Raw genomic sequence first — 26176 nt, forward strand, 5'->3', positions numbered from 1 at the left:
CGTTCTCTCCCTCCGTGAGTGCGCTCAGGACCTCAGAACAGCGGCAGGCCGGCGCCCCAGCCGATCAGGCTCGCGGCACCGGCGATCAGGGCCGCAGCCACGATGCCCAAGACCACGAAGCTGATGCCCACGTCCTGCGCGCGGCCGTTCGAGGAGAGCTTGCCGAAGATCCAGACCAGCACGCCGATGCCGACGGCGATGACCAGGATGACCAGGAAGGTGCCCAGCGCCAGGCCCGCGATGTTCTCGATGGTGGGCATCCAGGGCCCGTTGAAGCTCGGTGCGATGTCCGGGACACCGGCAGCCACCGTGGTGGCCGCGTGAATCAGATTGCTCATCAGAGGTCCTCCCGTAGGGATGTGATGTGACGACGGCCCGGATGTCTTCTGGACCGCGCGGGCACCTCCTGCCCGCTGCCAGATGTACGACGGGCCGCACTGCCACGCATGTCACCTGTCCCGCACACGAGAAAGCCCCCACCCGCTGCATCCGCAGCAGGTGGGGGCAACTCGCAGATCAGATCAAGAGCAGTTCTGACCCCGCGTCAGCGTCAGGGTCCGCCCGGTCTGAGCACCGTTGGTCAGCGACTGACGCGCCACGTGCACCTCGACCGGCGAGCACTCGGCCGTGGCCTCGTTCTGCGCCGAGCAGTCCGGCTCACCCGACCCGTTCACCTCGCCCGTGGCGTACCACTTCACCGATGTGACGACCGTGTACGAGGATTCCGTGCCGGTAGGCTCCTTGCCCCACTCGTACCCGTCCAGGGCGGGCTGTCCACCGAGCAACGTACTGATCACACGCTCACGCTCCGCCCGATCCGGGGACGGCTCCTCCTTGTCGAAGTCCCGCACCGCCTGCCGGTTGCAGGTCTGCTTCGGGGCGTTCTTCTCGATCGCGACCGACTGTGGCCTGGCCCCGGCGGGCATCAGCTCGCTCGTACCCAGCCCAGCCCCCCAGCTCGCGCCGGCCGTGCCAGCGCCCAGCACCGTCGCCCCTACCGCCGCCAACGCGACCATCGTCCACCCCTTGCGCATCCCGCTAGGTGAGAACAAGGCCCTGCCCCACACTGCCAGCGCCACGCCAGCACCGACCGCCAGGATCAGCACGACCAGCGCCGTCCCGACCACCCATCCACTGATCTGTGACCACCCCGACAGCCCGTCCGGGTTGATTCCGTTCAACATCTCCGACTCCTCGTCGCTCGTCTGGCCCGCTCTTGCTTCGTTGCCGTGTCTCGTCCTGGGTTCGCGGTCGCCGCCGCGAAGGTCTGTCAGCGCATCATCGCCTGGACCACCACCAGCACCCACACCACGAGCACCGCCAGCGCCACGGCCGCAATCGCCCACCGACCCCGGGCCGAGTCCCACCTATCCGGTACCCGCTCCTGCCACGACGTCGGCAGTGGCGCGTCCACGGACTCCGCCACCCACCGCCGCCCGGCCTCGCCCGTGCGCTGGCGCAGCCGCCGCACGGACGAGAACAGCCCCCGGTCCCGCTCGACGTAGACCACGCGCGGCTCCTGACCCTCCGGCCCGTCATGGCTCTGCTCGAACTCCGTCTGCTCGCTCACTTCTCTGCCCTCTCGTTTCGGATCACCGTTGTCGCCACCCTCAGCAGGTGCCGCGTCTCGGCCAGGTACTGCCGACTCGTGGAGTGGCTGAACCCGGTGGCCTGCATGACGTCCTCGACCGTGACCGCTTCCATCCGGCCCCCCGCCTGCGCGCAGGCCAACGCGACCTGCCGCGCCCAGTCCCCCGCGTCCCCGTCGTCGGGAAGGCAGCTGATCAGCACGCGCATCGTCACCGCCTGCCCCGAACGGGCCACCTCCTGCGCCGCCCGGACCACCCGGGCACAGCGCACCAGCTCACGCCGGGCCTGACGCAGTGCGGTCACCGAGACGCCCATCGCCTCCGATGCCGCCACGACGTCATCCCCGAACGCCAGCACCACGGCCAGGGCACGGGCCGTCATCTCCGAGGACTCCATGACCGACTCGACCACCCGCATCACCTCCGCGACTTCCCGGTGTGCAGCCAGCGCTTCAACCACGGCCTCGGCCGGGTCCTCCATGACCGTCGACACCGCGGTCTTCTCCCGCGCCACCGCGGAAGCCTCCAGCGCCTCCTGGCCCGCCCGCGACCGGCCGACCGCCCGCAGATGATCCACCGCTCGGTTCCGGGCGATGGTGCCGACCCAGGTCCGCAGGGAACCCCGGTCCGGATCGAACCGCTCCCGGGAGTGCCACGCGGACTCCCACGCGCTCTGGAGCACGTCCTCCACGACGTCGCCGTTGCCCGACGGTCCGAGCACGGCCACCACCGCGCCTCGCACCGAGGCCACCGCTTCCGCCAGCTCGTCACCCGTCACCAGCACCATGCCCGCCGGAGCCACCCGGTCCGCCTGCCCGGCCATCACTCCACCGCCTCCACCAACGCCCGTGGCATCGCCCGACGCTCCAGCCGGCAGTGCGGGCAATCCGCAAGCACAGCCTGCCCATACGCCGGGACATGCACGTCCGGGTCCTGGCACGGCTCACCGGTCCGCAGCTCACGCACCTGCCCCGAAGCAGCCGGAGCCTGAGTCACGGCCACCGGCCGGGGCCGGGTCACCGCGACCAACTCCTCGAACTCCGAGGCCAACGACCGCGCCACGAACGCCGTGGGCTTGCGCACCGGCCCCGAGGCCCGCGCCAAGACCACGTCCACGATGGACCGCAGCTGCCCGTCCCCGAGGTCCGCAGCCGCCGGCACCCGCTGAACCAGGTGCGCCAGGACCACACCCCGATGGGCCAGCCCCACGCCTTCCCCACCGTCGATGGCCTGATCGGTCCGTCGTCCGTCGTCCGTCGTCGTCTCCGCGCGTACTGCACCGGACTGACGGACTGACGGACGGACAGATGAGGGTTCTTGAGGGTTAGTCCGCGCGCGATCCTTATAGTCGGCAAAGTCGTAATTGTCGGGTGAGTCCGCCGAAATTGTCGGTTGAGTCGACTCACCCGACAGGTTGTCGGGTCGCGTGTTCATGCGGGTCCCGGATTTACCCGACAGATTGTCGGGTCGCGTGTTCATGCGGGTCTCGGATTTACCCGACAGATTGTCGGGTCGCGTGTTCATGCGGGTCTCGGATTTACCCGACAGGTTGTCGGGTCGCGTGTTCATGCGGGTCTCGGGGTCTTGGACAAGGTCATTCAGGGCCTCTTCGCGGAGGTAGTACCTCAAACCGATCCGCCCGCGCCCGTCCCCGTACCGGGACTCGGTCTCCACCAGGCCCAGGTCTCGCAGGCGGGCGATGTGCCGCTCCACCGAACGCACGGTCTGAGCCGACCGCTGGGCCAGCAACTCCTGGCTCGGGTAGCAAGACCACGACTCGTCCGCATGATCACCCAGCAGCAAAAGCACGAACGCCTGGCCGGTGTTGAGCTTGCCCGTCTCCGCGACCTTCCGCGCCCACTTCATCGCGTCGATGCTCATGCCTGCTCCTCCTCGGTCCCGAATGCCTCAGCGTGCGTCTCACGGGCATCAGCCAAGCGGCGACGCCCGGTGCGCTCTGAGCACCCGAACTGCTCTGCGACCTCCCCTGCCGAGGGCACCTGGCCCTCCTGCGCACGGGCCACGATCCATGCGGTGATGTCCGCACCCGATGCCTTCTCCACCGTCTTCGTCTCTGCGACGACCGGCTCTGACGACGCCGTGGCCTCGACGACCTCGACCCCCTGGGCGACCTGCGATTCCTCGACCACGGCCGGCTGGACCTCATGGTCCTCGCGCTCGGTCTCGAGTTTGGCCTGACGCTCCATCCGCTCCAGCTCCTGCCGGTGCCGAGCCTCGGCCACCTCGGCCTCCCGCTCGGCCTCGCGCCGCTGGGCCTCGATCTGTCGGCGGCTCGCCGCCAGTTGGGCCTCTAGCTCCGCGCGCTGACGATCCAGCTCCGCCTGAGCCTTCAGCTGCTCTGCTTCCTCCGACACCTGCGAAGCGCGCTCGGCCCGCCGCGAGTCCGGGTTCTCCACCGCGACCCGCGCCAGCTGATCCGTGGCCACGAACACCGCCACCGGAACCATCACCGCGATGAGCGCACCCACCACGGACTGCCACACGCTCGCGTTCTCAGCACTCCACGCATGCGCCCCGTTGGCGATCATCGACAGGCCCGTGAACGCCCCCAGCGCCCACCACGACGCCCGCGCGGACTCCCCTCGGGACTCGTGCACCAGTACGGAGCCCGCGTAGACGAGGATCGCCAGGTCGATGAAGACCGGCACTGCCCAATGCATGAACGGCGGCAGCCCCAGCCAAGCCGCGACCTCGTACAGCGCCGCGAACGAGATGGAGAACGCCACCAGACCGGCCACAGCGGTCCCGGCCACCACGGCCCGGATGAACCGGCCATCGTTCGGGTTGACCCGGCGGGGAAGCGACCGAATCCCACTGCCCGTGGGCCGCGTACCGGTGCTATCCTCCGAGTGCTCGACCAGCGTGTTCTTTGGAATGTGCATCGTCTCGGATTGAGCGTTTTCGGAAGCCCCGACAGCCTGCACGCTGGCCGGGGCTTCCGCCCTTTTCGGCCCAGACGTTCGGGCCTCCCACATCTGCTGCGCGCTCATCGCGTGCCCTCCTCGATCTTCTTCAGCACCTCGTCCAGGTCGTCCACCGCATCCCGCAGCGTCGACCGGATCTCCGCTTGGGACTGACCGTCCACATGACCCACGGACCGGATCACGTGCGCCAGCGTCCGCACGCACCGCACCGAGTCCCACACGACCCCGTGCAAGTCCTCGTCCTCGACCAGCGCCTTACCCGTCGCCGGGGAGACCAGGGACGCCACCGGCGTTGCCGCCTTGATCAGCGTCGGTACCGCCGCGGCGCCCGAGCCGTTGAAGGCCGAGAGCACCCGACGCGCGCGGCCCTTCTGCTCCTCGTCCCGCCGGTTCAGGTCCAGCGGCTGAATCCCGAAGTCCTCCGCCGGCATGTCCAGGACGGAGTCGAGGGTGGTCCGACTTCCCTGAGGAATCGAGACCTCCTCCGGTTCCGCAACCCGTGCGCGGTTCACAGGGCTGTAGGTCTTGCCGTCGACTCCGATGACGAGTCTCGATTCGCGTCCAGGTGCGTCATTTGACGCACCTGCGCTCCCCAGTTCGCGCCGTACTGTCGAGTCGCTGATCTGCGTGGCCGAAGCGATCGCTCGGGTGCTCATGCCCACCTCGCGCAGGGACAGAACGACGTCCTGCCGGTCCTCCAGTGGTGGCCTCAGATGCAGGTTGCCGAACTCTCGCGTCACGTACTCGTCCCAGCTCCGATAGCCGAGCACCGCCCAAGCTCGTCCTCGATACGCGGAGCGAATCAGGTGGTAGACGGACTCCATGCCGGTCTTGATCTGATCCGTGACCTCTCGAGCCGCTTCCGGGGTGTAGACCGCTCGCTGCACAGTCGCGCTCATGCTTCGGCCACCTGGTCATCGACGGCATCGAGGCCGTCGACCAACGTCGCGAACGGCACGCCCAGCACTCGAGCCAAGCTGAGCAGTTCACTCAGCCGGAACTCGATCTGGCCGGACATCCGCTTGGAGAGGCCGTCCGGGGTCAGCCCAGCCAGCACGGCTGCTCGGGCCTGCGTCAGGTCTCGTCTACTGATCTCTGCGGCCAGGTTGGCCCTGACGCACCTTGTGTGATTGGTCATGACGCACACTGTATGCGTTCAGCGCATGTGTGAACAGCTCCAATATTGCGCTGAACGCAACCCGGTTGCTGTCTTCTTGTCTGGCGTTCACCTGCGCCATAGGCTCTTGCTCATGACAGACTCGACGGACGGAGCCGGCAGCGGCTTCAACTCACTGGTTGCAGCAGAGGTACGCGCCTGGCTAGCTCGGTCAGGCAAGAAGCAGGCCGACCTCGCTAGCGCCCTGGAAATCTCCCAGAGCGGAATCTCCCATCGACTGCGCGCACGGGTGGCCTTCACGCTGGAGGAGCTGGCGACTATCGCAGATGTGTTCGACATCACGCTGGCAGACCTGCTCGGCCCGGTCATTCTCCAGACACGACGACGCCCCCACACCGACTTGGTCGGTGCAGGGGCTCCGGTTGTCCGCCATTCCTTCGACGGCTCTACACAACACAACTCTCGAGGAGAGCTTTCGCTCCCCCGGCTGGACTCGAACCAGCAACCCTTCGATTAACAGTCGAATGCTCTGCCAATTGAGCTACGGGGGAATGCGGTTCGAACGACCTGGGCCGCTCGGACAACGGATGGAACTCTACCAGAGCCCCCTCCCGGCGCGCCACTCGACCTCGCGGACCCGTCCGGCACCCCGCCGTCCGGCGCACGCGAGCCCTGTCCTCACCCCCCTCTCATCTGCCTACGGTCCTATGGAGTCCTCACCAGGAGACCCAACGGATGACCAAGGAGCGCACGACCATGAACGCCACCTCCATCGCCCGCAAGACCGCCCTCACCGGGACCGGCCTCCTCGCCGCCCTCGCCCTCGCCGCCTGCGGCACGGCCGACGACGACACCGCCGCGAACCCCCAGGAGTCCGCGGTGCAGCAGTCCCCGACGCAGGCCGCCACCACGGCCCCGGCCGGTGACGACAACGACGACCGCGACGACGCCTCGGGCTCGGCCGCCGCGTCCGCGTCCGGCTCGGCCTCCACCTCCCCCGCCGCCGCCTCCGGCTCGGTCGAGCGCCAGGGCGACGACCCGGCCTACGCCGCGATCGACGAGATCCTCGGCCTGCATGGTGACGGCGTCATCGTGGAGATGGACCTGGACGACGACGACGCGAAGTGGGAGGTCGACGTCGTGGTCGGCGATGACGTCAAGGAGTACGACGTCACCACCGACGGCCAGGTCAGCGAGGGCGTCCGCCCGCAGATCGATGACGACGTCCGCCGCGCCGGCGAGGCCCAGGTGACCGCCGAGACCGCCATCAGCACCGCCCTCCAGGGCCGCACGGACCAGACCGTGGACGAGGTCGACCTCGACGAGGAGGACGGCACCCTCGCCTGGACGGTCGAGCTGGACCGCGAGAACGGCGAGGACGGCGCCGAGGTCAAGATCGACGCGAAGACCGGCGACGTGATCGAGGTCGAGGAGGGCTGACCCTCCCGTCTGCCGAGCATCCGCGCCCCAGCGCCCGTCGGCGTCGAGCACACTGAGCACCCTCGCCCGCGCGGCGGGGGTGCTCAGTCGTCCGCGCGCAGGGCCCGCCGGCGCGCCTCGAGCTCCATGAGCTCGCTGTTGAGCGCCGTGAACTCGGCCGGGTCGCCGTGGGGGCCCAGCCGCTGGAGCCGACCGAGCAGCTCCTCCTTGCGGTGCACGATCTGCAGGGCGAAGAGCCGGTTCATGATGTCCCGGCAGTACCGGTCCACGTCCGCGGGGGTGCGGGCGGGCAGGTCCCGCACCGCCAGCTCGGAGACGACGCCGGCCACCTCCTGGGGGACCGCGTCCCGCACGGCGTCCACCCAGCGCTGCGGGGTGGCTCCGGAGGAGCCGGCCACCTTCACTCCGTGGTGCACCGCCGCGTACTGCGGGATGGTGAACCGCGCCGCGTAGAGGGCGGTCCACTGCTCGGCGGAGAGCAGGGTGGGGTGCTGCAGGACCACCTCGAGGGACTCGCGCTCGCGCCGGGCCACGGGGTCGCGCGGGTCCACCGGGACCAACACCTGCGGCGCCGGGGCGGCCGCCTCCCCGTGCCGCCCCTGCGGGCCCACCGAGGGCCCCTCGGGCGCAGGACCCCGGCCCTGACCCCGGCCCTGGTCCGGCTCCGGACCGCGCTCGGGCTCGGACCCGCCGCCGCGCCGCTGGCCGCGGCCGGCCGCCGCCACGGCGCGGTGCACCGCGTTGGGGTCGAGGCCGAGCCAGCCCGCCAGCTCGCGCTCATAGCCCGGGCGCAGCACGGCGTCCTTGATGCCGGCCACGATGGGCGCGGCGTGCCGCAGGGCGCCGGCGCGGCCCTCCACCGTGTCCAGGTCGTAGTCCTTCAGGCCGGCCCGGATGGCGAACTCGAACAGCGGGCGCCGGGAGGCGATCAGCGCGCGCACGGCCTCGTCCCCCTGCTGCATGCGCAGGTCGCACGGGTCCATCCCGCTGGGCTCCACGGCCACATAGGTCTTGGCGAGGAACCGGTGGTCCTCGTCGAACGCCTTGAGCGCGGCCTTCTGCCCGGCCTCGTCCCCGTCGAAAGTGAAGATCACCTCGCCGCCCGTGCCGTCGTCGGAGATCAGGCGGCGTGCCACCTTGATGTGGTCCGCGCCGAACGCGGTGCCGCACGTGGCCACCGCGGTGCCGACGCCGGCCAGGTGCGCGGCCATGACGTCCGTGTAGCCCTCCACCAGCACGAGCTGGCGCTCCTTGGCGATGGTCCGCTTGGCCAGGTCGATCCCGTAGAGCACCTGGGACTTCTTGTAGAGCGGGGTCTCGGGGGTGTTCAGGTACTTGGGGCCGGGGTCGTCGTCGTAGAGCTTGCGGGCGCCGAAGCCGATGGTCGCGCCCGTCATGTCCCGGATGGGCCACAGCAGGCGGCCTCGGAAGCGGTCGTACAGGCCGCGCTGGCCCTCGGAGAACAGCCCGGAGGCGCGCAGCTCCTCGTCCCGGAACCCCTTCTGGCGCAGGTGGTCCAGCAGGTGGGACCAGCCCTGCGGGGCGTAGCCCAGCCCGAACTGCTCGGCGTGCTCCTGGGTGAAGCCGCGTTGCGTGAGGAAGTCCCGGCCGGTCTGCGCCTCGGCCGAGCCCAGGGCGCGCCGGTAGAACTCGTCCGCGACCTTGTTGGCCTCCAACAGGCGACGACGGCGCCCCGTCTCCGCCTTGTCCGGGCCGGTGCCGCCGTCCTCGTAGTGCAGCTCGACGCCCACGCGGGCGGCCAGCCGCTCCACGGTCTCCGTGAAGGTGGTGTGCTCGAGCTCCATGAGGAAGCTGATGACGTCCCCGTGCTCGCCGCAGCCGAAGCAGTGGTAGGTGCCGACGCCGGGGCGCACGTGGAAGGAGGGGGTGCGCTCGTCGTGGAACGGGCACAGGCCCTTGAACGATCCGACGCCCGCGGAGCGCAGCGTGACGAACTCCTCCACCACGGCCTTCAAGTCAGTGCGCTCGCGGACGAGGTCGATGTCCTTGCGCAAGATCAGTCCGGCCATGCGGACCATTCTAGGGAGGCGGCGGGGCGCTCAGCCCCGAGCGGAACCGGCCTCCGGGGAGGAGCGGCGCTCTTCGGTGCCCTGTGCAGGAGTCGCGGGCGCGGACCCGGGGCGGGCGTCGGCGGAGTCCACCGGCCGGCCGGTGGCGGGGTCGATGACAGGGAGGGCGCCGGTGGCGGCCTCCACGAGCGGGTGGAACAGCGCTGCCGAGGCCAGGCCGCCGTGGCGACGGCGGCGGGCCGAGGACACGAATGAAGGGCTCATGCCCTCCACCCTAGCCAGCCGCCCCGGTGACCCCGGTCACGAGACGATGACATCGTGCCCGGTCAGGTCACGAGACGATGACATCGTGCCCGGTCAGGTCACGATCCGGTGACGTCCGGCTCCGGGCGCACCGCGAGGGCAGCCTCCTCGGCCGGTGCCGCCCGCTCCGGCAGCAGGCGGGGCACGAGCCGCACCAGGACGGCCATCGCCACGAGCTCCACGAGCGTCTGCGTCACCACCACGAGCGGGGCGGGGTCCAGGCTCGGCGGCAGCGCCAGGGCCAGCGGCAGCACCACGAGCGAGTTGCGGGTGGCCCCGGAGAACACGAGCGCCCGGCCCGACCGCGCGTCCACCCGCGCCAGGGCCGCCACGGCCAGCCCGAGGGGCACCATCACCGCCACGAAGCCGACGAACACCGGCACCGCCCCCGCCAGCGCCGGCAGCCGCTCCCCCACCGCGCGCACCTGCGAGGCCACCACGAGGAACAGCGTGGCCGCCATCAGGGGGACCATCGCCGCCCCCGTCGCCGCCTCCACCGCCCGGGCCGCGCGTCGGGGGCCGGGCGCGCCCCGCCGTGCGATGCCCTGGACGAGGGCCCCGAGCGCCAGCGGCAGGAGGATCAGCAGCACGAGGGCGCGGACGAACGGGCCGACGTCCACCGCGGCGACGGCCGCCGGGCCGGCGCACACGCGCAGCAGCACGGGCAGCAGGAGCAGCTGGAGGAGCATCAGCAGCGGGGCCGCGGCGAGCAGCCGCTCCGCCGCCCCGCCCGCCAGTCCGGTGAAGGCGATGACGTAGTCCACGCAGGGGGCCAGCAGCACGAGCAGCACGCCCACGAGCAGGGCGTCGTCGTGGGCCACGAACCGGCTGAGCCCGAACACCACGGCCGGCACCACGGCGAAGTTCAGGACCAGCAGCGCGGCGAGGAAGCGCACGTCGCGCAGGGCGGCGCCGAGGGCCGCGAACGGCACCGCGAGGAACGTGGCCAGCAGGAGCAGCCCCAGGACCGGCTCCACGAGCACCGCCAGCCGCCCGGCCCCCGGGACGACCCACCCGACGACGGCGCCCGCGGCGATCCCGGCCGCGTACAGCGCTGCCTGGTGCCGCTCCATCCAGGCCACCGCCGCCGCACGGCGGGACTGTGCGCTCTCCATGCCCCCAGCGTACGGAGCCGGTGATCGGGGCTCGGACGCGCTCGCGCACCGCGCGCCCTACTCTGGTCCCCATGCCCGCCGCGCCCGCCCCGCCCGAGGACGTCCCCCTCCCTCCCGAGGACGCCCCCGCCCCGCTGCACGTTGCCGTGCGGGCGCTCGACGCCGCCGCCCTCGCGGCGGCCAGGCACACGGCCGCCACCGCGGTGGCCGCCGTCTACGCCCACGCCGTGCAGCGCGGGGCGGGCTCCTTCTGGCTGGACTCCGCCCTGCCGGACCCGGCCGAGGCCCGCTGGTCCGTGGCTGGCGACGGCCTGGACGTGCTCGGCGAGGAGCAGGGCCGCGTCCCCTCCCCCGGGCCCCGCCTGGTCCGCCACGCCGACCCCGCCGACCCGGAGCGCGCCTGGTCCGACCTGGCGGCCGCGGCGGCGCCGCGCCGGGTCGTCGGCGGCGAGGGCCTGCCGCTGCGCGGCGGGCTCGTGGGCTGGCTGGGCTACGAGCTGGGCCTGGCGGACCTGGGCGTGCGGCCGCCGTCGCGCCGGGCGGGGGATCCCGCCGCGCTGCCCGCCCAGTTCTGGGTGCGCCCCTCGCGCTATGCGGTGGCCGACCACGCGGCGGGGACGCTGAGCTGCTGCGTGGTCGCGCTCGACGCGGCCGCCGCCGAGGCCGCTGCGGACCGCTGGGCCGGGGACGTGCGGCGCGCCCTGGACGCGGCACGCCGCGCCACGCAGGCCGCGGCGGACGACGCCGCGGCCTCCGAGGTCCGGGCCGACGTCGCCCCCGAGGCCGGGACCGGCGAGGCCGCCGGCGCGTGGCGCGAGGACCGGGCCGCCTACGACGAGCACATCGCCCGGTGCCACGCCGCCCTGCTCGCCGGCGACTCCTACGAGCTGTGCCTGACCACCCGCTTCGACGCCGACCCCGCGCTCCGGGTGGACCCGCTGGCCCTGTTCCTCGAGCTCGCCGCGCACCAGCCGGCCCCCTACGCCGCGCTGATGGAGCACGGCACGGGCCCCCGCGGCTGGGCCGTGGTCTCCGCCTCGCCCGAGCGCTTCCTCGCCGGCCGGGACGGCCGTTACTCCACCAAGCCCATCAAGGGCACGGCCGCCCGCCTGCCCGACCCCGTCGCGGACGCCGAGGCCGCCCGCACCCTCGCCGCCGACCCCAAGACGCGCGCGGAGAACCTCATGATCGTGGACCTGCTGCGCAACGACCTCTCCCGCGTGTGCGAGCCCGGCTCCGTGCAGGTCCCCTCGCTCATGGCCGTGGAGAGCTACGCGACCGTGCACCAGCTCGTCTCCACGGTCACCGGGACGGCCCGGGCCGGCGTGGCGCCGGTGGACGTGGTCCGCTCCCTGTTCCCCGGCGGCTCGATGACGGGCGCCCCCAAGCGGCGCACCGTCGAGCTGCTCGCGCAGTGGGAGGACTCCCCGCGCGGCGTGTACTCCGGCGCGCTGGGGCTGCTCGGCGCGGACGGGGCGGTGTCCCTGTCCATCGTGATCCGCACCGCCGTGCTCGCGGCCGGGCGCTGGGGCATCGGCGCCGGCGGGGCGATCGTCGCCGACTCGACCGCCGAGGCCGAGCACGAGGAGGTCCTGCTCAAGGCCCGCGGCCTGCGCCGGGCCCTGGCCCGCGCGGACGGCACGGCCCGCACGACGACGGCGCCGCCCCGCTCGCGGTGAGCGGGACGGCGCCGGGGGTGCCGGTGGAGCCGCGCCCGCGGCCGGCGAACTCGGTGACCATGGAGATCGCGGTGGGCAGGCAGCCGCCGAGGCCCAGGCCCGCGAAGAAGCGCAGCACGCCGATGTGCCAGGCCTCGGTGGCGAAGCCGGTGACGAAGGTGAGCACGGAGAACGCGACGACGGCGCCGATCAGCAGCTTGCGGCGGCCCAGCTTGTCCGTGAGCCAGCCCATGGTCAGCGCGCCGATGGTCATGCCGATGAGCGAGGCGGTCAGCAGCCAGGTGCCGTTGGCGTTGTCCACGCCCCTCGGGTCCTCGGGCGACCGGCGCGCACCGCGGATCCCCGCCTCACCTGGGCCGTCACTACCCTGTCCCCATGAGCCATCCCTCCTCCGGCGACCTTTCCGAGACCGTCCCCACGGCGGACCTCGACGCCGTCCGCGCCCTCGTCGCGCAGGCGCGGCGCCCGGTGGTGCTCACCGGCGCCGGCATGAGCGCGGAGTCCGGGATCCCCACGTTCCGGGACACCCAGACCGGCCTGTGGGAGCGGTACTCCCCCGAGCAGCTCGCCACGGAGGACGCGTTCCTGGCGGACCCGGACCTCGTGTGGTCCTGGTACCGGTGGCGGACCCGCATGGTCCGGGCGCGCCGCCCGAACCCGGGGCACGACGCCGTCGCGCACTGGCAGCGGGCCGTGCCCGGCCTCGAGGTGGTCACCCAGAACGTGGACGACCTGCACGAGCGGGCCGGCGCCCGCGTGCTCGCGCACCTGCACGGCTCGCTGTTCGAGCACCGCTGCGCCGAGTGCGGGGCCCCGGCGGACGTGGACCCGGGCGCGCCCGCGGACGCCGAGGCGGCCGGCTCGGAGGCGGACCTGGAGGCGATGCTGCGCGAGGCGCCGCCGACGTGCCCGGCGTGCGGGACGGGACGGATCCGGCCGGGCGTGGTGTGGTTCGGAGAGATGCTGCCGCAGGAGCCGTGGGAGCGCACCTACGAGGCGCTGGAGCGCTGCGACCTGGCCCTCGTCGTCGGCACCTCGGGCCTGGTCCAGCCGGCCGCGTCCCTGCCGTTCGTGGCGCTGGGAGCCGGGGCCGCCGTCGTCGAGGTGAACCCCGTGGAGACCGAGCTGAGCGGCGCGGTGACGCACGCGCTGCGCGGCTCGGCCGGGGCGGTGCTGCCCGCGCTCGTCGCCGGCGTCTGACCCGGGCCGTCGGGGGCCTTGTCGACTGCGAGGCACGTCACATGGTGACGCAATAGACAACACACGCATGACTTAATAGGCTCCCCTTGTCGGCCCGCCAGGAACCCCTGGCCCGCGGCGCCGCCCCCGCCACTCCTCCCGAATCGAGATTGCCATGCCCCAGTCCCGCGCCCTCTCGCGTGGTGTCCGCCTCTCGGCCGTGTCCGCCACGCTGCTGCTCGCCCTGACCGCCTGCGCCGGCGGCACCGGCGGCTCCGGCTCGGACTCCGCGTCCGGCGCGGCGTCCGGCTCCGCCTCCGCCGCCGAGTCGGACAAGAAGGTCACCCTGTACTCGGGCCGCAGCGAGGACCTCGTCCAGCCGATCCTGGACGAGTTCACCGACGAGACCGGCATCGAGGTGGAGGTCCGCTACGACAAGACCCCCGCCATGGCCGCGCAGCTGATCGAGGAGGGCGAGGGCTCCCCCGCCGACGTGTTCCTCTCCCAGGATGCGGGCGCGCTCGGCGCCGTCGCCAAGGAGGGCCTGTTCACGCCCCTCGCCCAGGAGACCCTGGACCGCGTGCCCGAGACCTACCGGGACGACGAGGGCGACTGGGTCGGCCTGACCGGCCGCGTCCGCGTGCTGGCCTACAACGAGGAGAAGGTCCCCGAGGCCGACCTCCCGACGTCGGTCGACGAGCTGACCGATCCGAAGTGGAAGGGCCGCGTCGGCGTCGCCCCCACCAACGCGTCCTTCCAGACGTTCGTCACCGCCCTTCGCCTGCAGAAGGGCGAGGACGAGGCCCGGACCTGGCTTGAGGACTTCGCCGCCAACGACCCGCAGCGCCGCGAGAAGAACGGCGAGATCCTCGCCGACGTGGACGCCGGCACCCTGGACACCGGCCTGGTCAACCACTACTACCTGGTCGAGCTGGCCCGGGAGAAGGGCGTCGCCCCGGAGGAGCTGGGCGCGTCCCTGCACTTCTTCCCCGACGGCGACCTCGGCTCGCTGGTGAACGTGTCCGGCATGGGCCTGGTGGGCGAGCAGGAGGACGGCGACGCCGCCGCCCTCGTGGAGTACCTTCTCTCCGAGGACGGTCAGTCGTACTTCGCCGAGGAGACCGGCGAGTACCCGCTCGTGGAGGGCGTGGAGCCGCCGGCCGGCTTCCCGGAGCTCTCCGAGGTCAAGGCCCCCGACGTGGACCTCAACGACCTGGACGACCTCCAGACCACCATCCAGATGATCCAGGAGGCGGGCCTGCTCTGACCCCCCGAGCACCGGAGCCGGCCGTCCGCCGCACGCGCGGACGGCGCGCTCCCGCGGCGCTGACCGCCGCGGCCCTCGTGGCCGCGGCGGTCGCGGTCGTCCCCATCGGCTACCTGTTCCTGCGCACCGCCCAGGGCGGGTTCGGCCCCTGGCTGGACGCCGTCGTGAGCCCGCGCGTGGGCGCCCTGGCCGCCACCTCGCTCGCGCTCACCGCCGTGGTGACCGCACTGTGCCTGGTGATCGGCGTGGGCGCCGCCTGGCTCGTGACCCGCACGGACACGCCCGGCCGCGGCCTGCTGGCCGTCCTGCTGGCGCTGCCGCTGGCCGTGCCCTCCTACGTGGCGGCGTTCACGTGGGTGTCCGTCTCGGACCTGCTGCCCGGCGTGGAGGCGGGGCGCTTCGAGGGGTTCTGGGCCGCGGTGACGGTGATGACCCTCTACACGTACCCGTACGTATACCTGCCGGTGGCGGCCGCGCTCTCCCGCATCGACCCCGGCCAGGAGGACGTGGCCCGCTCGCTCGGCCGCGGCCCCGCCGCCACGCTGTTCACCGTCACGCTCGCCCAAGTGCGCCCGGCGATCGCCGGCGGCGCCCTGCTGGTGGCCCTCTACGTGCTCTCCGACTTCGGCGCCGTGGCCATCCTGCGCCTGGACACCTTCACCCGGGCGATCTTCACGGCGCTCGAGGTGGGCTTCAACCGGCAGCTCGCCCTCACCCTGGCCACCGTGCTCGTGCTGCTGACGGTGCTGGTGCTCTGGGGCGAGTCCCGCACCCGCCGGGCCGACGACGGCGTCCGCTCCGGTCGCACGGTCCGCCGGGTCAGCGTGCACCGGCTGGGCCGGTCCCGCTGGGTCGGCACCGGGCTCCTCGCCGTGGTCACGGGCGCCGCGCTGGGCGTGCCCGCGGTGAGCCTGGTCCGCTGGATGGGCGAGGGCACGTCCCTGTCCGCCGTGCGGGACCGCTGGCTCGACGCCGTCTCCGGCTCCGTGGTCCTGGCGGGCGCGGGCGCGGCGCTCACCCTCGCCCTCGCCCTGCCGATCGGCATCCTCGCCGCCCGCCACCCGGGGCGCGTCACCCGGATCGCCGAGCGCGCCGCGTTCCTCGCGCACGGGCTGCCCGGCGTCGTCGTGGGGCTCTCCCTCGTGTTCCTCGGGGTCTCCCTGGTCCCGGCGCTCTACCAGACCACGTGGATGGTGGCCTTCGCCTACGCCACCCTGTTCCTGCCGCTGGCGGTCACGTCGGTGGCCGGGGCCGTCGCCCAGTCCTCCCCTGCCCTCGAGGAGGCGGCCCGGTCCCTGGGCTCCTCGGGCGCCGAGGTGCTGCGCCGCGTGACCCTGCCGCTGGCGCTGCCGGGGGTGGGCGCCGGCGTCGCGCTGGTGGCCCTCACCGCCATGAAGGAGCTGCCCGCCACGCTGCTGCTGCGGCCCACCGGCATGGACACGCTCGCCACCCGCCTGTGGAACGCCACCAGCGTGGGCCGGTACGCCGAGGCCGCCCCCTACGCGCTCACCCTCGTGCTGCTCGCCGCGGTGCCCACGTGGGTGGTGGTCCACCGCACGGGGATCGTCGCGGCCGGGCGCGGCCGCTCGAGCGCCCCGTCGACCCCGAACGAGGTGTCAGAATGACCGCCATGCCCTCCCCCGCCGCCTCGACCCGCGCGTCCCGCCCGGCCGGTCCCCGGCCCGGCGTCGGCCACGCCGTGTCCGTGGCCGACCTCGGCGCCTCCTACGGGGAGGGGCCCGTCCTGGAGGGCGTGCAGTTCGACCTGGAGCCGGGCGAGCTGCTCGCCGTGCTCGGCCCCTCCGGCTGCGGGAAGACCACGCTGCTGCGCTGCCTGGCCGGCTTCGAGCGCATCGAGTCCGGCCGCATCAGCCTTGCCGGCTCCGTGGTGGCCCTGCCCCGCGTGCACGTGCCCGCCCACCGCCGGCACGTGGCCGTGGTGCCCCAGGACGGCGCCCTGTTCCCGCACCTGAGCGTGGCGGAGAACGTGGGCTTCGGGCTGCGCCGCCGCCGGCCCGGGCGGATGGCCCGCATCCAGGAGTGCCTCGAGCTCGTGGACCTCGCCGGCCACGGCGAGCGCATGCCGCACGAGCTCTCCGGCGGCCAGCAGCAGCGCGTGGCCCTGGCCCGGGCGATGGCCCCGCGCCCGCCGCTGATCCTGCTGGACGAGCCCTTCGGCGCCCTCGACGCCTCCCTGCGCAGCGGCCTGCGCCGGGACGTGCGCCAGGCGCTGAAGGAGGACGGCGCCACGGCCGTGCTCGTCACCCACGACCAGTCCGAGGCCCTGTCCATGGCCGACCGCGTGGCCGTGATGCGGGCCGGGCGCCTGCGCCAGCTGGGCACGCCGGACGAGGTGTACGCGCACCCGGCCGACGCCTGGGTCGCCGCGTTCGTCGGGGAGGCCTCCCTGCTGCCGCTGCTGGACGTGACCGGGCCGGAGCGCGACGGCGGCCGGCGGATCGGGCGCACCGCCCTCGGCCCGGTGCCCCTGCACGGGGCGCGTGCGGCCACGGCTGTGCCCGGGGACCTCGTGGTGGTCCGCCCCGAACACGTGCGCGGCACCCTCGACCCGACCGTGGACGTGGACGGGGTCGAGGCCGCGCGCGTCTGGACGCCCGCCACCGTGGTGGACGTGGACTACCGCGGCCACGACTCGGTGGCCACGGTCCAGCTGGCCGACGGCACCCGGGCCCAGGCCCGCGTGGAGGGGGCGCTGCCCCCCCTCGACGCCGCCTGCGGGGTCCGGCTCGCGGGCCCGTGCGCCGTCGTCGCCCCGGGCGAGTGACCGGCCCGGGGCGGCCCCTCAGATCCAGACGCGCGTGAACTCGGCTCCCTGCACCAGCGTGTGGTGCCACTCGAGCGCGGTGGAGTCGGTGAGCGAGGCGACCTGGTCCAGGACCACGCGGCGCCGGGCGGCCTCGTCGGCGGCCTCGCGCCAGTCGAAGGCGAACATCGGCTCCAGGTAGCGGTCCCCGGAGGCGTCCAGCAGCTCCACGAGCTCGGCGAGCAGCTCGCGCTGGCGGGCGTAGAGCGGCTGACGCTGCTCCGAGGCCATCACGTAGGCGGCGGCGATGCCCTTCATCACCGCGATCTCCGTCTCGGTCTCCGCGGGCACCACGACGTCGGCGCCGTGGCGGGTGAGCGGCTCGTTGCCGAACACCTGCCGGGTGGCGTCGAAGGCGGCCGTGCAGAACCGGCCGATCAGCTGGCTCGTCATGTCCTTCATGGCCGCGAGCGCGCGCCGGGAGCCGTCCATCTCGGAGACCCACACGTCCGTGGCCTCGAGACGGGCGAGCGCCTCGTCCACCTCGGCCGGGTCGGTGAGGGGCAGGTACCACTGGCGGGTGGTCTCCACCACGCGCTCGCGATGCTCGGGGATGGCCAGCCACTTGGGCTGGAACGCGGCGTTGACCACGCCGTCCTCCACGTCGTGCACCGAATAGGAGATGTCGTCGGCCAGGTCCATCACCTGGGCCTCCATGGACTTGCGGGAGCCGGACACGCCCTCGCGGAACCAGCGGAACACCGGCAGGTCGTCCTCGTAGACGCCGAACTTGCGCGAGCGGGTGCCGTCCGGGCGCAGCGGGGCGTCCTCGCGGGTCCACGGGTACTTGCAGGCGGCGTCCAGGGCCGCGCGGGTGAGGTTGAGGCCGGCGGATGAGCCGTCCTCGAAGAGCTTCTTCTGCTCGAGGCGGGCCAGCAGGCGCAGGGTCTGGGCGTTGCCCTCGAACCCGCCGACGTCCGCGCTCAGCGCGTCCAGCGCCTTCTCCCCGTTGTGCCCGAACGGCGGGTGGCCGAGGTCGTGGGAGAGGCACGCGGTGTCCACGAGGTCCGGGTCGCAGCCGAGGGACCGGCCGAGCTCGCGGCCCACCTGGGCCACCTCGAGGGAGTGGGTGAGGCGGGTGCGGGCGAAGTCGTCCGCGTCCGGGGCCACCACCTGGGTCTTGGCGCCCAGGCGGCGCAGGCCGGCGGAGTGCAGCACGCGGGCGCGGTCCCGCTCGAAGTCCGAGCGGTAGGAGGACTTGGGCGGCTCCGGCAGCCAGCGCTCCCGGTCCCACGGGGTGTAGCCCGGCGTCTGGACCGCGCGGCCCGCGTACGGCGGCCGGCCCTGGGGGCCGAACAGCACGGGCTGGTGGGCGGGCCCGGCCCAGCCCTCAGCCACCGGAGACGTCCAGCTCGGCGGCGGCGATCATGGCCTTCTGCTCCGCGTTCAGCTCGCGGGAGTCCAGCCAGCCGTCCGGCAGGTGGGGGCGCTTGGGCGCGCCGGAGCGGCCGCGCGGGCCCTCGGCGTCCAGGCCCGGGTACGGCTGGTCCCGGTCCACCCGGGAGAGGATCTCGGCCATGGTGGCCAGGTCCGGCACGGTGGAGAGGGCGGTGCGGATCTCGGAGCCCACGGGGTAGCCCTTGAAGTACCAGGCCACGTGCTTGCGGATGTCCCGCAGGGCCTTGAGCTCGTCGCCTTCGAAGGTGTCCACGAGCAGCTCGGCGTGGCGGTACAGGGTGTCCGCGACCATCCCGAGGGTGGGGCGGAAGCGGTCGTGTCGGCCCTCGAACGCGGCCTGGAGGTCCCCGAACAGCCACGGCCGCCCCTGGCAGCCGCGGCCGATCACGACGCCGTCCACGCCGGTCTGCTCGACCATGGCGATCGCGTCCTCGGCGGACCAGATGTCCCCGTTGCCGAGCACGGGGATGTCCGGCAGGGCCTCGCGCAGGCGCGCGATGTCCTCCCACACGGCGGTGCCGGAGTAGAACTGGCGGGTGGTGCGCCCGTGGAGGGCGACGGCGGCCACGCCCAGGTCGCGGGCGGTGCGGCCGGCGTCGAGGAACGTCAGGTGGTCCTCGTCGATGCCGCGGCGCATCTTCACGGTGACCGGGATGTCCTTCCTGCCGGCCTCGGTGACGGCGGCCTTCACGATGGAGGCGAACAGCTCGGACTTCCACGGCAGGGCGGAGCCGCCGCCGCGGCGGGTCACCTTGGGCACGGGGCAGCCGAAGTTGAGGTCGATGTGGTCCGCGCGGTCCTCCTCGACGAGCATGCGCACGGCGGCACCCGTGGTGACCGGGTCCACCGAGTACAGCTGCACGGAGCGCGGGACCTCGTCCGGGTCGTGCTTGATGATCCGCATGGACTCCGGCTTGCGCTCCACGAGGGCGCGCGCGGTGACCATCTCGTTGACGTACAGGCCGCCGCCGTACTCGCGGCACAGGCGGCGGAAGGCGGTGTTGGTGATGCCGGCCATGGGGGCGAGGACCACCGGGACGTCCACGGTGATCGGGCCCAGGGTCAGGGCGGGCAGGGAGAGGCGGTCCGTGGTGGGGGCGGCGTGGCGGCCCTCGTGGAGCTGCTCGTCGTCGGCGATGCGGCGGCCGGCCCCGGCGGACTTGGCGTAGTGGGAGGCGTGCGGGTCGACGGCGGCCGGCGCGCCCGCCGCCGGGTCCGCGGCGGACAGGCCGTCCGTGGCGGCGCCGCGCTCCGGCGTCGTGGTGGAGGAGGAGACAGTCATATCCCCTCCATCATCCCAGACGTGTCCAGCCCGCGGGCCGGGCTGTGGGCGAGGCCTCAGCGCGGCTCGTCGAGCACCGCGGTGATCTCCTCGCCGCCGAACATCTGCGCGGTCTGGCGGGCCGAGGGCGTGCCGGCGTCCGGGTCGGCGCCGGCGGCCAGGAGCAGCCGCATGGACGCCACGTCCCCCTTGAAGGTGGCGCAGGTCAGGGGGCGCTGGCCGCGGTCGTTGGCCTTCTCCACGTCCGCGCCCACGCGGATCAGCATCTCCACCACGGCCGGCTGGTCGTGGTAGGCGGCGAGGGTGAGGAAGGTGTCCCCCTTGCCGTTCTGCAGGTCCGGGTTCAGCCCCGCCACGATGTAGGCCTCAAGGGTCGCGGCGTCCCCGCTGCGGGCGGCGTCGAACATCCGCCCGGCCAGCTCCAGCATCTCCGGTGAGGGCTGGCCGGCCTCGCCCGGCGCGGCCTCGGGGGCGACGGCGTCGGTCGTCTCCGCCGCGAGCGCCTCGGCGGGCTCGGGGGCGGGCTCGGCGGCGGTCTGGTCCTGGCGCGGGTCCTGCGGCTGCTCGGTCATGTCCGCCAGTCTGCCGGATCCTCAGGCGCCGGCGGGCGTCCAGGCCGCCCGCATGACGTCGTACGGGCCGGGCTCCGCGCCCTCGACGCCCGCCGGCACCACGTTCTGCATCATCATGGCCAGGCGCCCGCCCTGCCGCCGCACCGCGACGGTCCAGCCCCAGCCGGAGTACTCCATGGTGACGGCCACGCCGTCCCCGTCGATGGGATGGGGCGCGGCACCGGCGCCCCGGTCGCGGCCGGCGTCCCCGCCGCCCTCGGTGCGCGCGGCCGTCCCCTCCAGCACGCGGACCTCCGGGGACTGGTGGAAGGAGTCGGTGAAGGCCACGGTGACCCGCCCGCCGTCGTCGGGACGGCCGAGCACCAGGTGCCCCGCCTGCTCCCCCTGTTCCGGGTGGACCCACGTGTAGTCCAGCGCGAGGGCCGCGCCGCCGGCGACCTCGGTGAGGCGGGCCGTGGAGGGGCCCTGCGCGAAGTCGTCCGTGGGCAGCATGCGGAAGCCGCACGTGCCGGTCCAGGCGGTGCTCGCGTTCTCGTCCATGGGGCCGATCCTGCCACCCGCCGCGGACGCCGGAACGCCGGGACGCCACGGGGACATCCCGGGATCGTTCAAGGTTGAAGGAACAATGACCAAGAAACACCTCGGATTCCTCAACTTCGGGCACTGGATCCACCGCGACCCCGTGGGCGGGCGCCCCGCCGAGCCGGACGCGAAGGCCGCCCTGGACGACGTCGTGCAGATGGCCGTGGACGCCGAGGCCGCCGGCCTGGACGGCGCGTGGATCCGCATCCACCACTTCCAGCGCATGTTCTCCTCCCCGTTCCCGATCCTCACCGCGATGGCCGCGCGCACGCAGCGGATCCACCTGGGCACCGGCGTGATCGACCTGCGCTAGCGCATATCGGGGTTGTAGCGTTGGAGTCATTGGCTACCGTCGTCTACAAGTACCTACACACTTGATCGGTGCTGCACGTTTCAGGGTCCGGGTGCGCGGCGTCCTGTCTGAGGTCCGCGATAGTGTCGCGCAGCACGGAGAGCTGCGCGATCTGCTGCTCGATCTCAGCGAGGCGCACGTCAAGCAGGTCGCGCACGTGCTCGCAGGGCGCATGGCCGCCGTCGCGGATGTCGAGGATCTGGCGGATCTGGGCGAGGGTGAGGCCGGCGGCCTGGCCGCGGTGGACGAAGTCGATCCGGGCGACCGTCTCGGGTGCGTAGTCGCGATAGCCGGACTGCGTGCGCTCGGCCGGCGGAAGCAGCCCCTGCCCCTCGTAGAAGCGGAGCGTCTTCGCCGTGGTGCCCGCGCGTTCGGCGAGTTCTCCGATGCGCATCGCGGCCTCCGATCGTTCGGCAGGAGCAGGCTTGACCTTCCCCTGCACTGGAAGGTCCAGTATGGCTGAGACAGAGCAGAAAGCCAAGGACTGACAGGAGCAGCGATGCCTACCAAGTACGACCTCGCCATCATCGGATCCGGAGGCGGAGCATTCGCCGCCGCCATCCGTGCGACCACGCTCGGCAAGTCGGTGGTGATGATCGAGCGCGGGACGCTCGGCGGCACCTGCGTGAACACCGGCTGCGTGCCGTCGAAGGCCCTCATCGCCGCTGCCGACACCCGTCACGTCGCCGCCGACGCTTCAGGCCGGTTCCCGGGGATCGCGGCGACGGCTGAGACAGTGGACATGCCTGCGCTGATCGCCGGGAAGCAGGCGCTGGTCGAGTCGCTGCGCGGCGAGAAGTACGCCGACGTCGCCGACTCCTACGGCTGGCAGGTCCGCCGCGGCGATGCATCGTTCGCCGGCGGCCCAGACGCCCCGGTACTGGAGATCATCGCCGGCGACGGGACGGTCGAGACCATCGAGGCCGACCACTTCCTGGTCGCGACTGGTTCTCGCCCGTGGGCTCCGCCGATCGACGGCCTGGAGGAGACCGGGTACCTGACCTCGACCACGGCAATGGAACTCGCTGAGGTTCCTGAGTCGTTGCTGGTGCTCGGCGGCGGCTACGTCGCCCTGGAGCAGGCGCAGCTGTTCGCTCGCCTCGGCTCGCAGGTCACGCTGCTGGTGCGGTCCCGGCTCGCCTCGAAGGAGGAGCCGGAGGTGTCCAAGGCGCTTCAGGAGGCGTTCGCCGACGAAGGCATCCGCGTCGTCCGCCGCGTGGTGCCCACCCGGGTCTCCCGCGGCACGGGAGGCGAGGCCGTCGTGACCGCCGACGTGTCCGGCGACTCGCAGGAGTTCCGCGCCGAGCAGGTGCTCGTCGCCCTCGGACGCCGTCCCGTCACCGATGGCCTGAACCTCGATGCGGTCGGGGTGAAGACCGGGGACTCCGGCGAGGTGGTCGTCTCCGACCGGCTGCGGTCCTCGAACCCGCGGATCTGGGCCGCGGGCGACGTGACCGGGCACCCCGAGTTCGTCTACGTCGCCGCCCACCACGGCACCCTCGTCGCCGAGAACGCGTTCGCCGACGCCGATCGTGCCGTCGACTATTCCCGCCTGCCGCGGGTGACGTTCACCGGGCCCGCGATCGGAGCGGTCGGGATGACCGAGAAGGAAGTGCTTGCTGCGGGGATCCGCTGCGATTGCCGCGTCCTGCCGCTGCACCACGTGCCCCGCGCGCTGGTCAACCGCGACACCCGCGGGTTCATCAAGATCGTCGTGAACGCCGACACGAACGAGATCCTCGGCCTGACCGCCGTCGCCAAGGACGCCGGAGAGCTCGCCGCCGCCGGTGTCCACGTGCTCGGCAAGACCGTCGCCGAGATCGCCGACGCCTGGGCTCCCTACCTGACGATGGCCGAGGGCATCCGGATCGCCGCGAAGGCCTTCACCACCGACCCGTCGCTGCTGTCGTGCTGCGCATGACCGGCAGCGCAGGCAATCGGGGAGATCTCATCCTGAAGAGGTGCAGACGACGAGCGCCGATCAGGACCGCGACGAACGGCGCGCCGGTCCCGTCGTCGCTGCAGGGACCGGACTGCTCTTGCTGGCATGCTGCGCGCTTCCGTTGCTGCTCTGCTGCGGCCTGCCGCTCATCGCGGCGGGCGGAGCACTCGCAGGCGTCGGAGGGCTCCTCGGCAATCCCTGGATCATCGGTGCCGGGATCGCCGTCGCGATGGCCGTCACGGCCGGGATGCTCGTCAGGCTACGGCGGCGGCACCGAGGCCGCAGGACTGGCTGCTGCGAAAATCCTTCGACTGCTGATCGGAACCGGTAGCTCGATCGGATCCAGCCATCACCGCCAACGGGGCCACCTCGGCATCCCGCGGCCCTTCCAGGTCTCCACGAGACCGGCGACCCAGCGGACGGACGCGAAGAGTCCGTAGCCGGCCCCGGCGAGGCCCATGGAGCCCACGAGCCAGCGACCGATCCCGAGCCACACGCTCCCGTCCACGTCGAGGGCCCACTGAGCGCCCGTGATAAGCCCGGCGACGGCCATCCAAACACCCGCGACGATCACTGCGACCGGCAGCAGCGCGAGGCACATCGACGCGGCGACAGACCAAAGCTGACGGGCCTCCAGCTTCGCCGTTGTGGCGATGATCTTTTCGGCCCGCTCGTTCGCGGCGTCAATCTTGGCTGTTGCCACGGCCCCGGCGTCGGCAGCGGCCCTCTCGATCGACTGCACAGCCTGATCCCGGGCCGTGCTGATCGCACTCGTCGCCTCGGCGCTGGCTTGGGTGATCGACTCCCGCCAGGCCTTCTGCGCACCGTTCGCGGCCCGCTCGAACTTAGCCCGGCTCTCATCGAGATGCTTGGCGGCAGCCTCGGACTTAGAGGCTGAGCCCTTCAGACTCTCCCCGTTGAGGTTCACGCTCATACCCGCGAGAGTGGACGCGATTCCGGCGAGCAGTTCGCTGTTCTCGTTCGACTCCGGCGGCGGCGACGTTGAGGTCAGCAGAAGAAGCTCGCGGGGTTGGTGAAGGTCATGGACGAGGAGACGACGAGGCGGCTGGAGCGGATCACGGCCCCAGCGTCGACCTCCTCGCCCTCCAGCGACGTGTCCGCGAGGATCGCGAGTATCGAGAGCAGGCAGAACGAGATCGCGAGCACGCTCGACGAGTTCGCGCAGAGTCTCAACGGCGAGAGCTTGAACGCCGCGTCGCGGAGCTTGGTCGTGGAGGCGCAGAAGAATCGCGCGGCTACGGTCTCGGCGATTGAGGGACTCAGGGCGCAGGCCGCGGCGAACCAGAAGCTCGTGAGCCAGGTCGGCGGTGCTCTGCAGCGGATCGAGAAGCGCACCGAGGAACAGGTCAAGGAGGCCGTCGAGCAGGTCACCGGGGAGGCCTCGGCCACGATGACGGCGAACCTCGACGCCTCGAACGAGCGGGCCGAACGGATCATGGAAGCGACGGCGAAGCTGGAGGCCCGTCAGCTCTGGTCGGCTGCCGCCGCGATGTGCCTGGCCCTCCTGCCGGTGGTCGTGGTCGTGGCCGGGCTCTGGATGGGCATCGCTGGGCTCATCACGGGCACTCAGTGGGCGATGGACGTGGACGGGCACGTTTGGCTCGGCATCGGACGCTGGCTTGTGGTCGCCGTGGGCATCACCGGGGCCGGCTACGGGCTCTTCGCGTCCGTCCGCTGGGCCGCCGGCCTCGTGGAGACCTGGAAGGGGCGCGGGTTGCCGAAGTGGCCCCGCTGGCGCAAATAGGTGACCCAGGTCCCGAGGGCAAGCGCGCGAAGCGCGTGCGGCAGCCATGAACGAAGGACCCCGCGACACGAGTCACGGGGTCCTTCACCGTGATCGGGCGCTGCGGCGTCCCCGGGCTTATTCCTCGATCTCGCCACCGATAGCGCGCAGGTGCTCGCGGAACGTCGTGCCGTGCTGTTCTCGCGCGGTGAGGAACTCGGGGAACCTGGCTTGTTCGCGCAGGCTGGTTCCGGTGCGCATCAGAGCCGCCTGCTTCCGTTCGGTGTCGCGGATTCCTGCCGCGGTCTCGGCGATCTCGGCGGCGCGATCCAGCGGCAGGAACAGCACACCGTCGTCGTCGCCGAGCACGAAGTCCTCGCCGGTGACCGTGTGCTCGCCGACGTTCGCCGAAGCGAGGGCATCCGAGCCCTGCGGGTCGAGGCGCTGCGGGCCTGCGGGCAGCGCGCCCAGGCTGTAGACAGGCAGGCGGATCGCGCGCAGTTCGCGCGAGTCGCGGTGCAGACCGTGGATCACGATCCCGGCGAGCCCTTCCTGCGCGGCTTCGAGGGTCACGAGGTCGCCAACGCAGGCCTCGTCGGTGCGACCGCCGTTGTCCACGACGAGCATGTCGCCAGGCTGCGAGTTCTCGATAGCTTCGAGGAACACGTCCACGCTGCCGACGTGCCGGGCTGGGAGTGCCCGCCCGACGACGTGCGTCTCCTCCCACAGCGGACTCATGCCCGCCGGAGCCTGGCGGACGGGGATGCCGAGGCGCATCACGGCGTCGGCGACGTGCGGGGTGCTCAGGTCCAAGTA

General features: G+C 72.6%; 27 protein-coding genes, 1 tRNA gene and 2 pseudogenes. 10 read left to right on the top strand and 20 right to left on the bottom strand.

Going from position 1 to position 26176, the window contains the following annotated elements; genetic code table 11:
* Window positions 1–32: 32 nt before the first annotated feature.
* The 8 genes from HDA33_RS06275 to HDA33_RS06310 form a co-directional block, all read right to left on the bottom strand.
* Window positions 33–338 (bottom strand): hypothetical protein, encoded by a 306-nt coding sequence (locus HDA33_RS06275; RefSeq protein ID WP_184171920.1) that lies wholly within the window; start codon window positions 336–338, stop codon window positions 33–35.
* Window positions 339–521: 183 nt separating this feature from the next.
* Window positions 522–1184, bottom strand: a complete 663-nt coding sequence (locus HDA33_RS06280; protein ID WP_184171922.1) for a hypothetical protein — start codon at window positions 1182–1184, stop codon at window positions 522–524.
* A gap of 86 nt (window positions 1185–1270) precedes the next feature.
* Window positions 1271–1570, bottom strand: a complete 300-nt coding sequence (locus HDA33_RS06285) for a hypothetical protein (RefSeq protein WP_184171924.1) — start codon at window positions 1568–1570, stop codon at window positions 1271–1273.
* Complete coding sequence (locus HDA33_RS06290; RefSeq protein ID WP_221432963.1) at window positions 1567–2412, bottom strand: RNA polymerase sigma factor; 846 nt, start codon at window positions 2410–2412, stop codon at window positions 1567–1569. Before HDA33_RS06290 ends, HDA33_RS06285 begins: the two co-directional genes overlap by 4 nt.
* Complete coding sequence (locus HDA33_RS06295; RefSeq protein ID WP_184171928.1) at window positions 2412–3470, bottom strand: helix-turn-helix domain-containing protein; 1059 nt, start codon at window positions 3468–3470, stop codon at window positions 2412–2414. Before HDA33_RS06295 ends, HDA33_RS06290 begins: the two co-directional genes overlap by 1 nt.
* On the bottom strand, window positions 3467–4600 hold the full coding sequence (locus tag HDA33_RS06300; RefSeq protein WP_184171930.1) for a DUF2637 domain-containing protein: 1134 nt from the start codon (window positions 4598–4600) through the stop codon (window positions 3467–3469). The genes HDA33_RS06295 and HDA33_RS06300 overlap by 4 nt, the downstream gene beginning before the upstream one ends.
* Window positions 4597–5433, bottom strand: a complete 837-nt coding sequence (locus HDA33_RS06305) for a DNA-binding response regulator (RefSeq protein ID WP_184171932.1) — start codon at window positions 5431–5433, stop codon at window positions 4597–4599. Before HDA33_RS06305 ends, HDA33_RS06300 begins: the two co-directional genes overlap by 4 nt.
* Window positions 5430–5672, bottom strand: coding sequence for a helix-turn-helix domain-containing protein (locus tag HDA33_RS06310; RefSeq protein WP_184171934.1), 243 nt, complete (start codon window positions 5670–5672; stop codon window positions 5430–5432). The genes HDA33_RS06305 and HDA33_RS06310 overlap by 4 nt, the downstream gene beginning before the upstream one ends.
* A gap of 112 nt (window positions 5673–5784) precedes the next feature.
* Between HDA33_RS06310 and HDA33_RS13080 the strand changes: the two genes are divergently transcribed.
* Window positions 5785–6168 carry a helix-turn-helix domain-containing protein gene (locus HDA33_RS13080; RefSeq protein ID WP_400345081.1) on the top strand — a complete coding sequence of 128 codons (384 nt, stop codon included), beginning with the start codon at window positions 5785–5787 and terminating at the stop codon, window positions 6166–6168.
* Here the strand turns inward: HDA33_RS13080 and HDA33_RS06320 are convergent.
* Window positions 6130–6202 (bottom strand) — tRNA-Asn (locus tag HDA33_RS06320). The genes HDA33_RS13080 and HDA33_RS06320 overlap by 39 nt on opposite strands.
* 205 nt (window positions 6203–6407) lie before the next feature.
* On the opposite strand from HDA33_RS06320, the gene HDA33_RS06325 reads away from it, so the two are divergent.
* Window positions 6408–7091, top strand: coding sequence for a PepSY domain-containing protein (locus HDA33_RS06325; protein WP_246416888.1), 684 nt, complete (start codon window positions 6408–6410; stop codon window positions 7089–7091).
* 83 nt (window positions 7092–7174) lie between these two features.
* Here the strand turns inward: HDA33_RS06325 and dnaG are convergent, their stop codons facing one another.
* From dnaG to HDA33_RS06340, 3 genes are all read right to left on the bottom strand, one after another.
* The gene (gene dnaG, locus HDA33_RS06330; RefSeq protein WP_184171939.1) at window positions 7175–9121 is read right to left on the bottom strand and encodes a DNA primase; all 1947 of its coding nucleotides are present in this window, start codon (window positions 9119–9121) and stop codon (window positions 7175–7177) included.
* A 30-nt stretch (window positions 9122–9151) separates the two neighbouring features.
* Entirely contained in the window at window positions 9152–9385 is a 234-nt protein-coding gene (locus HDA33_RS06335) for a hypothetical protein (RefSeq protein ID WP_184171941.1), read from the bottom strand.
* 98 nt (window positions 9386–9483) lie between these two features.
* Window positions 9484–10539, bottom strand: a complete 1056-nt coding sequence (locus HDA33_RS06340) for a bile acid:sodium symporter (protein WP_184171943.1) — start codon at window positions 10537–10539, stop codon at window positions 9484–9486.
* 71 nt (window positions 10540–10610) lie between these two features.
* Here HDA33_RS06340 and pabB point away from each other — a divergent pair, with 71 nt between their 5' ends.
* Entirely contained in the window at window positions 10611–12218 is a 1608-nt protein-coding gene (pabB, locus tag HDA33_RS06345) for an aminodeoxychorismate synthase component I (protein WP_184171945.1), read from the top strand.
* On the opposite strand, the gene HDA33_RS06350 is transcribed toward pabB, so the two are convergent.
* Window positions 12136–12519 carry an MFS transporter gene (locus HDA33_RS06350; protein WP_338104274.1) on the bottom strand — a complete coding sequence of 128 codons (384 nt, stop codon included), beginning with the start codon at window positions 12517–12519 and terminating at the stop codon, window positions 12136–12138. The two genes, pabB and HDA33_RS06350, sit on opposite strands and share 83 nt — an antisense overlap.
* A gap of 74 nt (window positions 12520–12593) precedes the next feature.
* On the opposite strand from HDA33_RS06350, the gene HDA33_RS06355 reads away from it, so the two are divergent.
* The 4 genes from HDA33_RS06355 (at window position 12594) to HDA33_RS06370 (ending at window position 17449) form a co-directional block, all read left to right on the top strand.
* Window positions 12594–13418 (top strand): SIR2 family NAD-dependent protein deacylase, encoded by an 825-nt coding sequence (locus HDA33_RS06355; RefSeq protein WP_184171947.1) that lies wholly within the window; start codon window positions 12594–12596, stop codon window positions 13416–13418.
* Window positions 13419–13572: 154 nt separating this feature from the next.
* A complete protein-coding gene (locus HDA33_RS06360; RefSeq protein WP_158493001.1) occupies window positions 13573–14664 on the top strand; it encodes an iron ABC transporter substrate-binding protein in 1092 nt (363 codons plus the stop codon).
* A gap of 77 nt (window positions 14665–14741) precedes the next feature.
* On the top strand, window positions 14742–16289 hold the full coding sequence (locus tag HDA33_RS06365; RefSeq protein WP_184171949.1) for an ABC transporter permease subunit: 1548 nt from the start codon (window positions 14742–14744) through the stop codon (window positions 16287–16289).
* Window positions 16290–16294: 5 nt separating this feature from the next.
* Window positions 16295–17449, top strand: coding sequence for an ABC transporter ATP-binding protein (locus tag HDA33_RS06370; protein WP_246416889.1), 1155 nt, complete (start codon window positions 16295–16297; stop codon window positions 17447–17449).
* An 18-nt stretch (window positions 17450–17467) separates the two neighbouring features.
* On the opposite strand, the gene HDA33_RS06375 is transcribed toward HDA33_RS06370, so the two are convergent.
* The 4 genes from HDA33_RS06375 to HDA33_RS06390 are packed head-to-tail and all read right to left on the bottom strand — an operon-like array spanning window position 17468 to window position 21280.
* Entirely contained in the window at window positions 17468–18790 is a 1323-nt protein-coding gene (locus tag HDA33_RS06375; RefSeq protein ID WP_420826925.1) for a deoxyguanosinetriphosphate triphosphohydrolase, read from the bottom strand.
* 28 nt (window positions 18791–18818) lie between these two features.
* Window positions 18819–20168 carry a tRNA dihydrouridine synthase DusB gene (dusB, locus tag HDA33_RS06380; RefSeq protein ID WP_246416890.1) on the bottom strand — a complete coding sequence of 450 codons (1350 nt, stop codon included), beginning with the start codon at window positions 20166–20168 and terminating at the stop codon, window positions 18819–18821.
* A 56-nt stretch (window positions 20169–20224) separates the two neighbouring features.
* Complete coding sequence (locus tag HDA33_RS06385; protein WP_338104275.1) at window positions 20225–20740, bottom strand: ankyrin repeat domain-containing protein; 516 nt, start codon at window positions 20738–20740, stop codon at window positions 20225–20227.
* 21 nt (window positions 20741–20761) lie between these two features.
* Window positions 20762–21280: a hypothetical protein gene (locus tag HDA33_RS06390; RefSeq protein ID WP_184171953.1), complete on the bottom strand. Its 519-nt coding sequence runs from the start codon at window positions 21278–21280 to the stop codon at window positions 20762–20764.
* 85 nt (window positions 21281–21365) lie between these two features.
* Between HDA33_RS06390 and HDA33_RS06395 the strand changes: the two genes are divergently transcribed.
* The gene (locus HDA33_RS06395; protein ID WP_184171955.1) at window positions 21366–21635 is read left to right on the top strand and encodes an LLM class flavin-dependent oxidoreductase; all 270 of its coding nucleotides are present in this window, start codon (window positions 21366–21368) and stop codon (window positions 21633–21635) included.
* 43 nt (window positions 21636–21678) lie between these two features.
* Here HDA33_RS06395 and HDA33_RS06400 read toward each other — a convergent pair whose 3' ends face one another.
* The gene (locus tag HDA33_RS06400; RefSeq protein WP_006215441.1) at window positions 21679–22068 is read right to left on the bottom strand and encodes a heavy metal-responsive transcriptional regulator; all 390 of its coding nucleotides are present in this window, start codon (window positions 22066–22068) and stop codon (window positions 21679–21681) included.
* Between the two features lie 105 nt (window positions 22069–22173).
* On the opposite strand from HDA33_RS06400, the gene merA reads away from it, so the two are divergent.
* Complete coding sequence (gene merA / locus HDA33_RS06405) at window positions 22174–23595, top strand: mercury(II) reductase (protein WP_006215442.1); 1422 nt, start codon at window positions 22174–22176, stop codon at window positions 23593–23595.
* Window positions 23596–23965: 370 nt separating this feature from the next.
* On the opposite strand, the pseudogene HDA33_RS13120 reads toward merA, so the two are convergent.
* Window positions 23966–24322 (bottom strand): annotated as a pseudogene (locus HDA33_RS13120) (hypothetical protein); the annotation flags it as partial.
* Window positions 24323–24625: 303 nt separating this feature from the next.
* Here HDA33_RS13120 and HDA33_RS06420 point away from each other — a divergent pair.
* Window positions 24626–25381 (top strand): annotated as a pseudogene (locus tag HDA33_RS06420) (hypothetical protein); the annotation flags it as partial.
* 117 nt (window positions 25382–25498) lie between these two features.
* Here HDA33_RS06420 and HDA33_RS06425 read toward each other — a convergent pair.
* Window positions 25499–26173 (bottom strand): RraA family protein, encoded by a 675-nt coding sequence (locus tag HDA33_RS06425; protein WP_246416891.1) that lies wholly within the window; start codon window positions 26171–26173, stop codon window positions 25499–25501.
* Window positions 26174–26176: the final 3 nt, after the last annotated feature.

The organism is Micrococcus endophyticus (assembly GCF_014205115.1).
Taxonomy (GTDB): domain Bacteria; phylum Actinomycetota; class Actinomycetes; order Actinomycetales; family Micrococcaceae; genus Micrococcus; species Micrococcus endophyticus.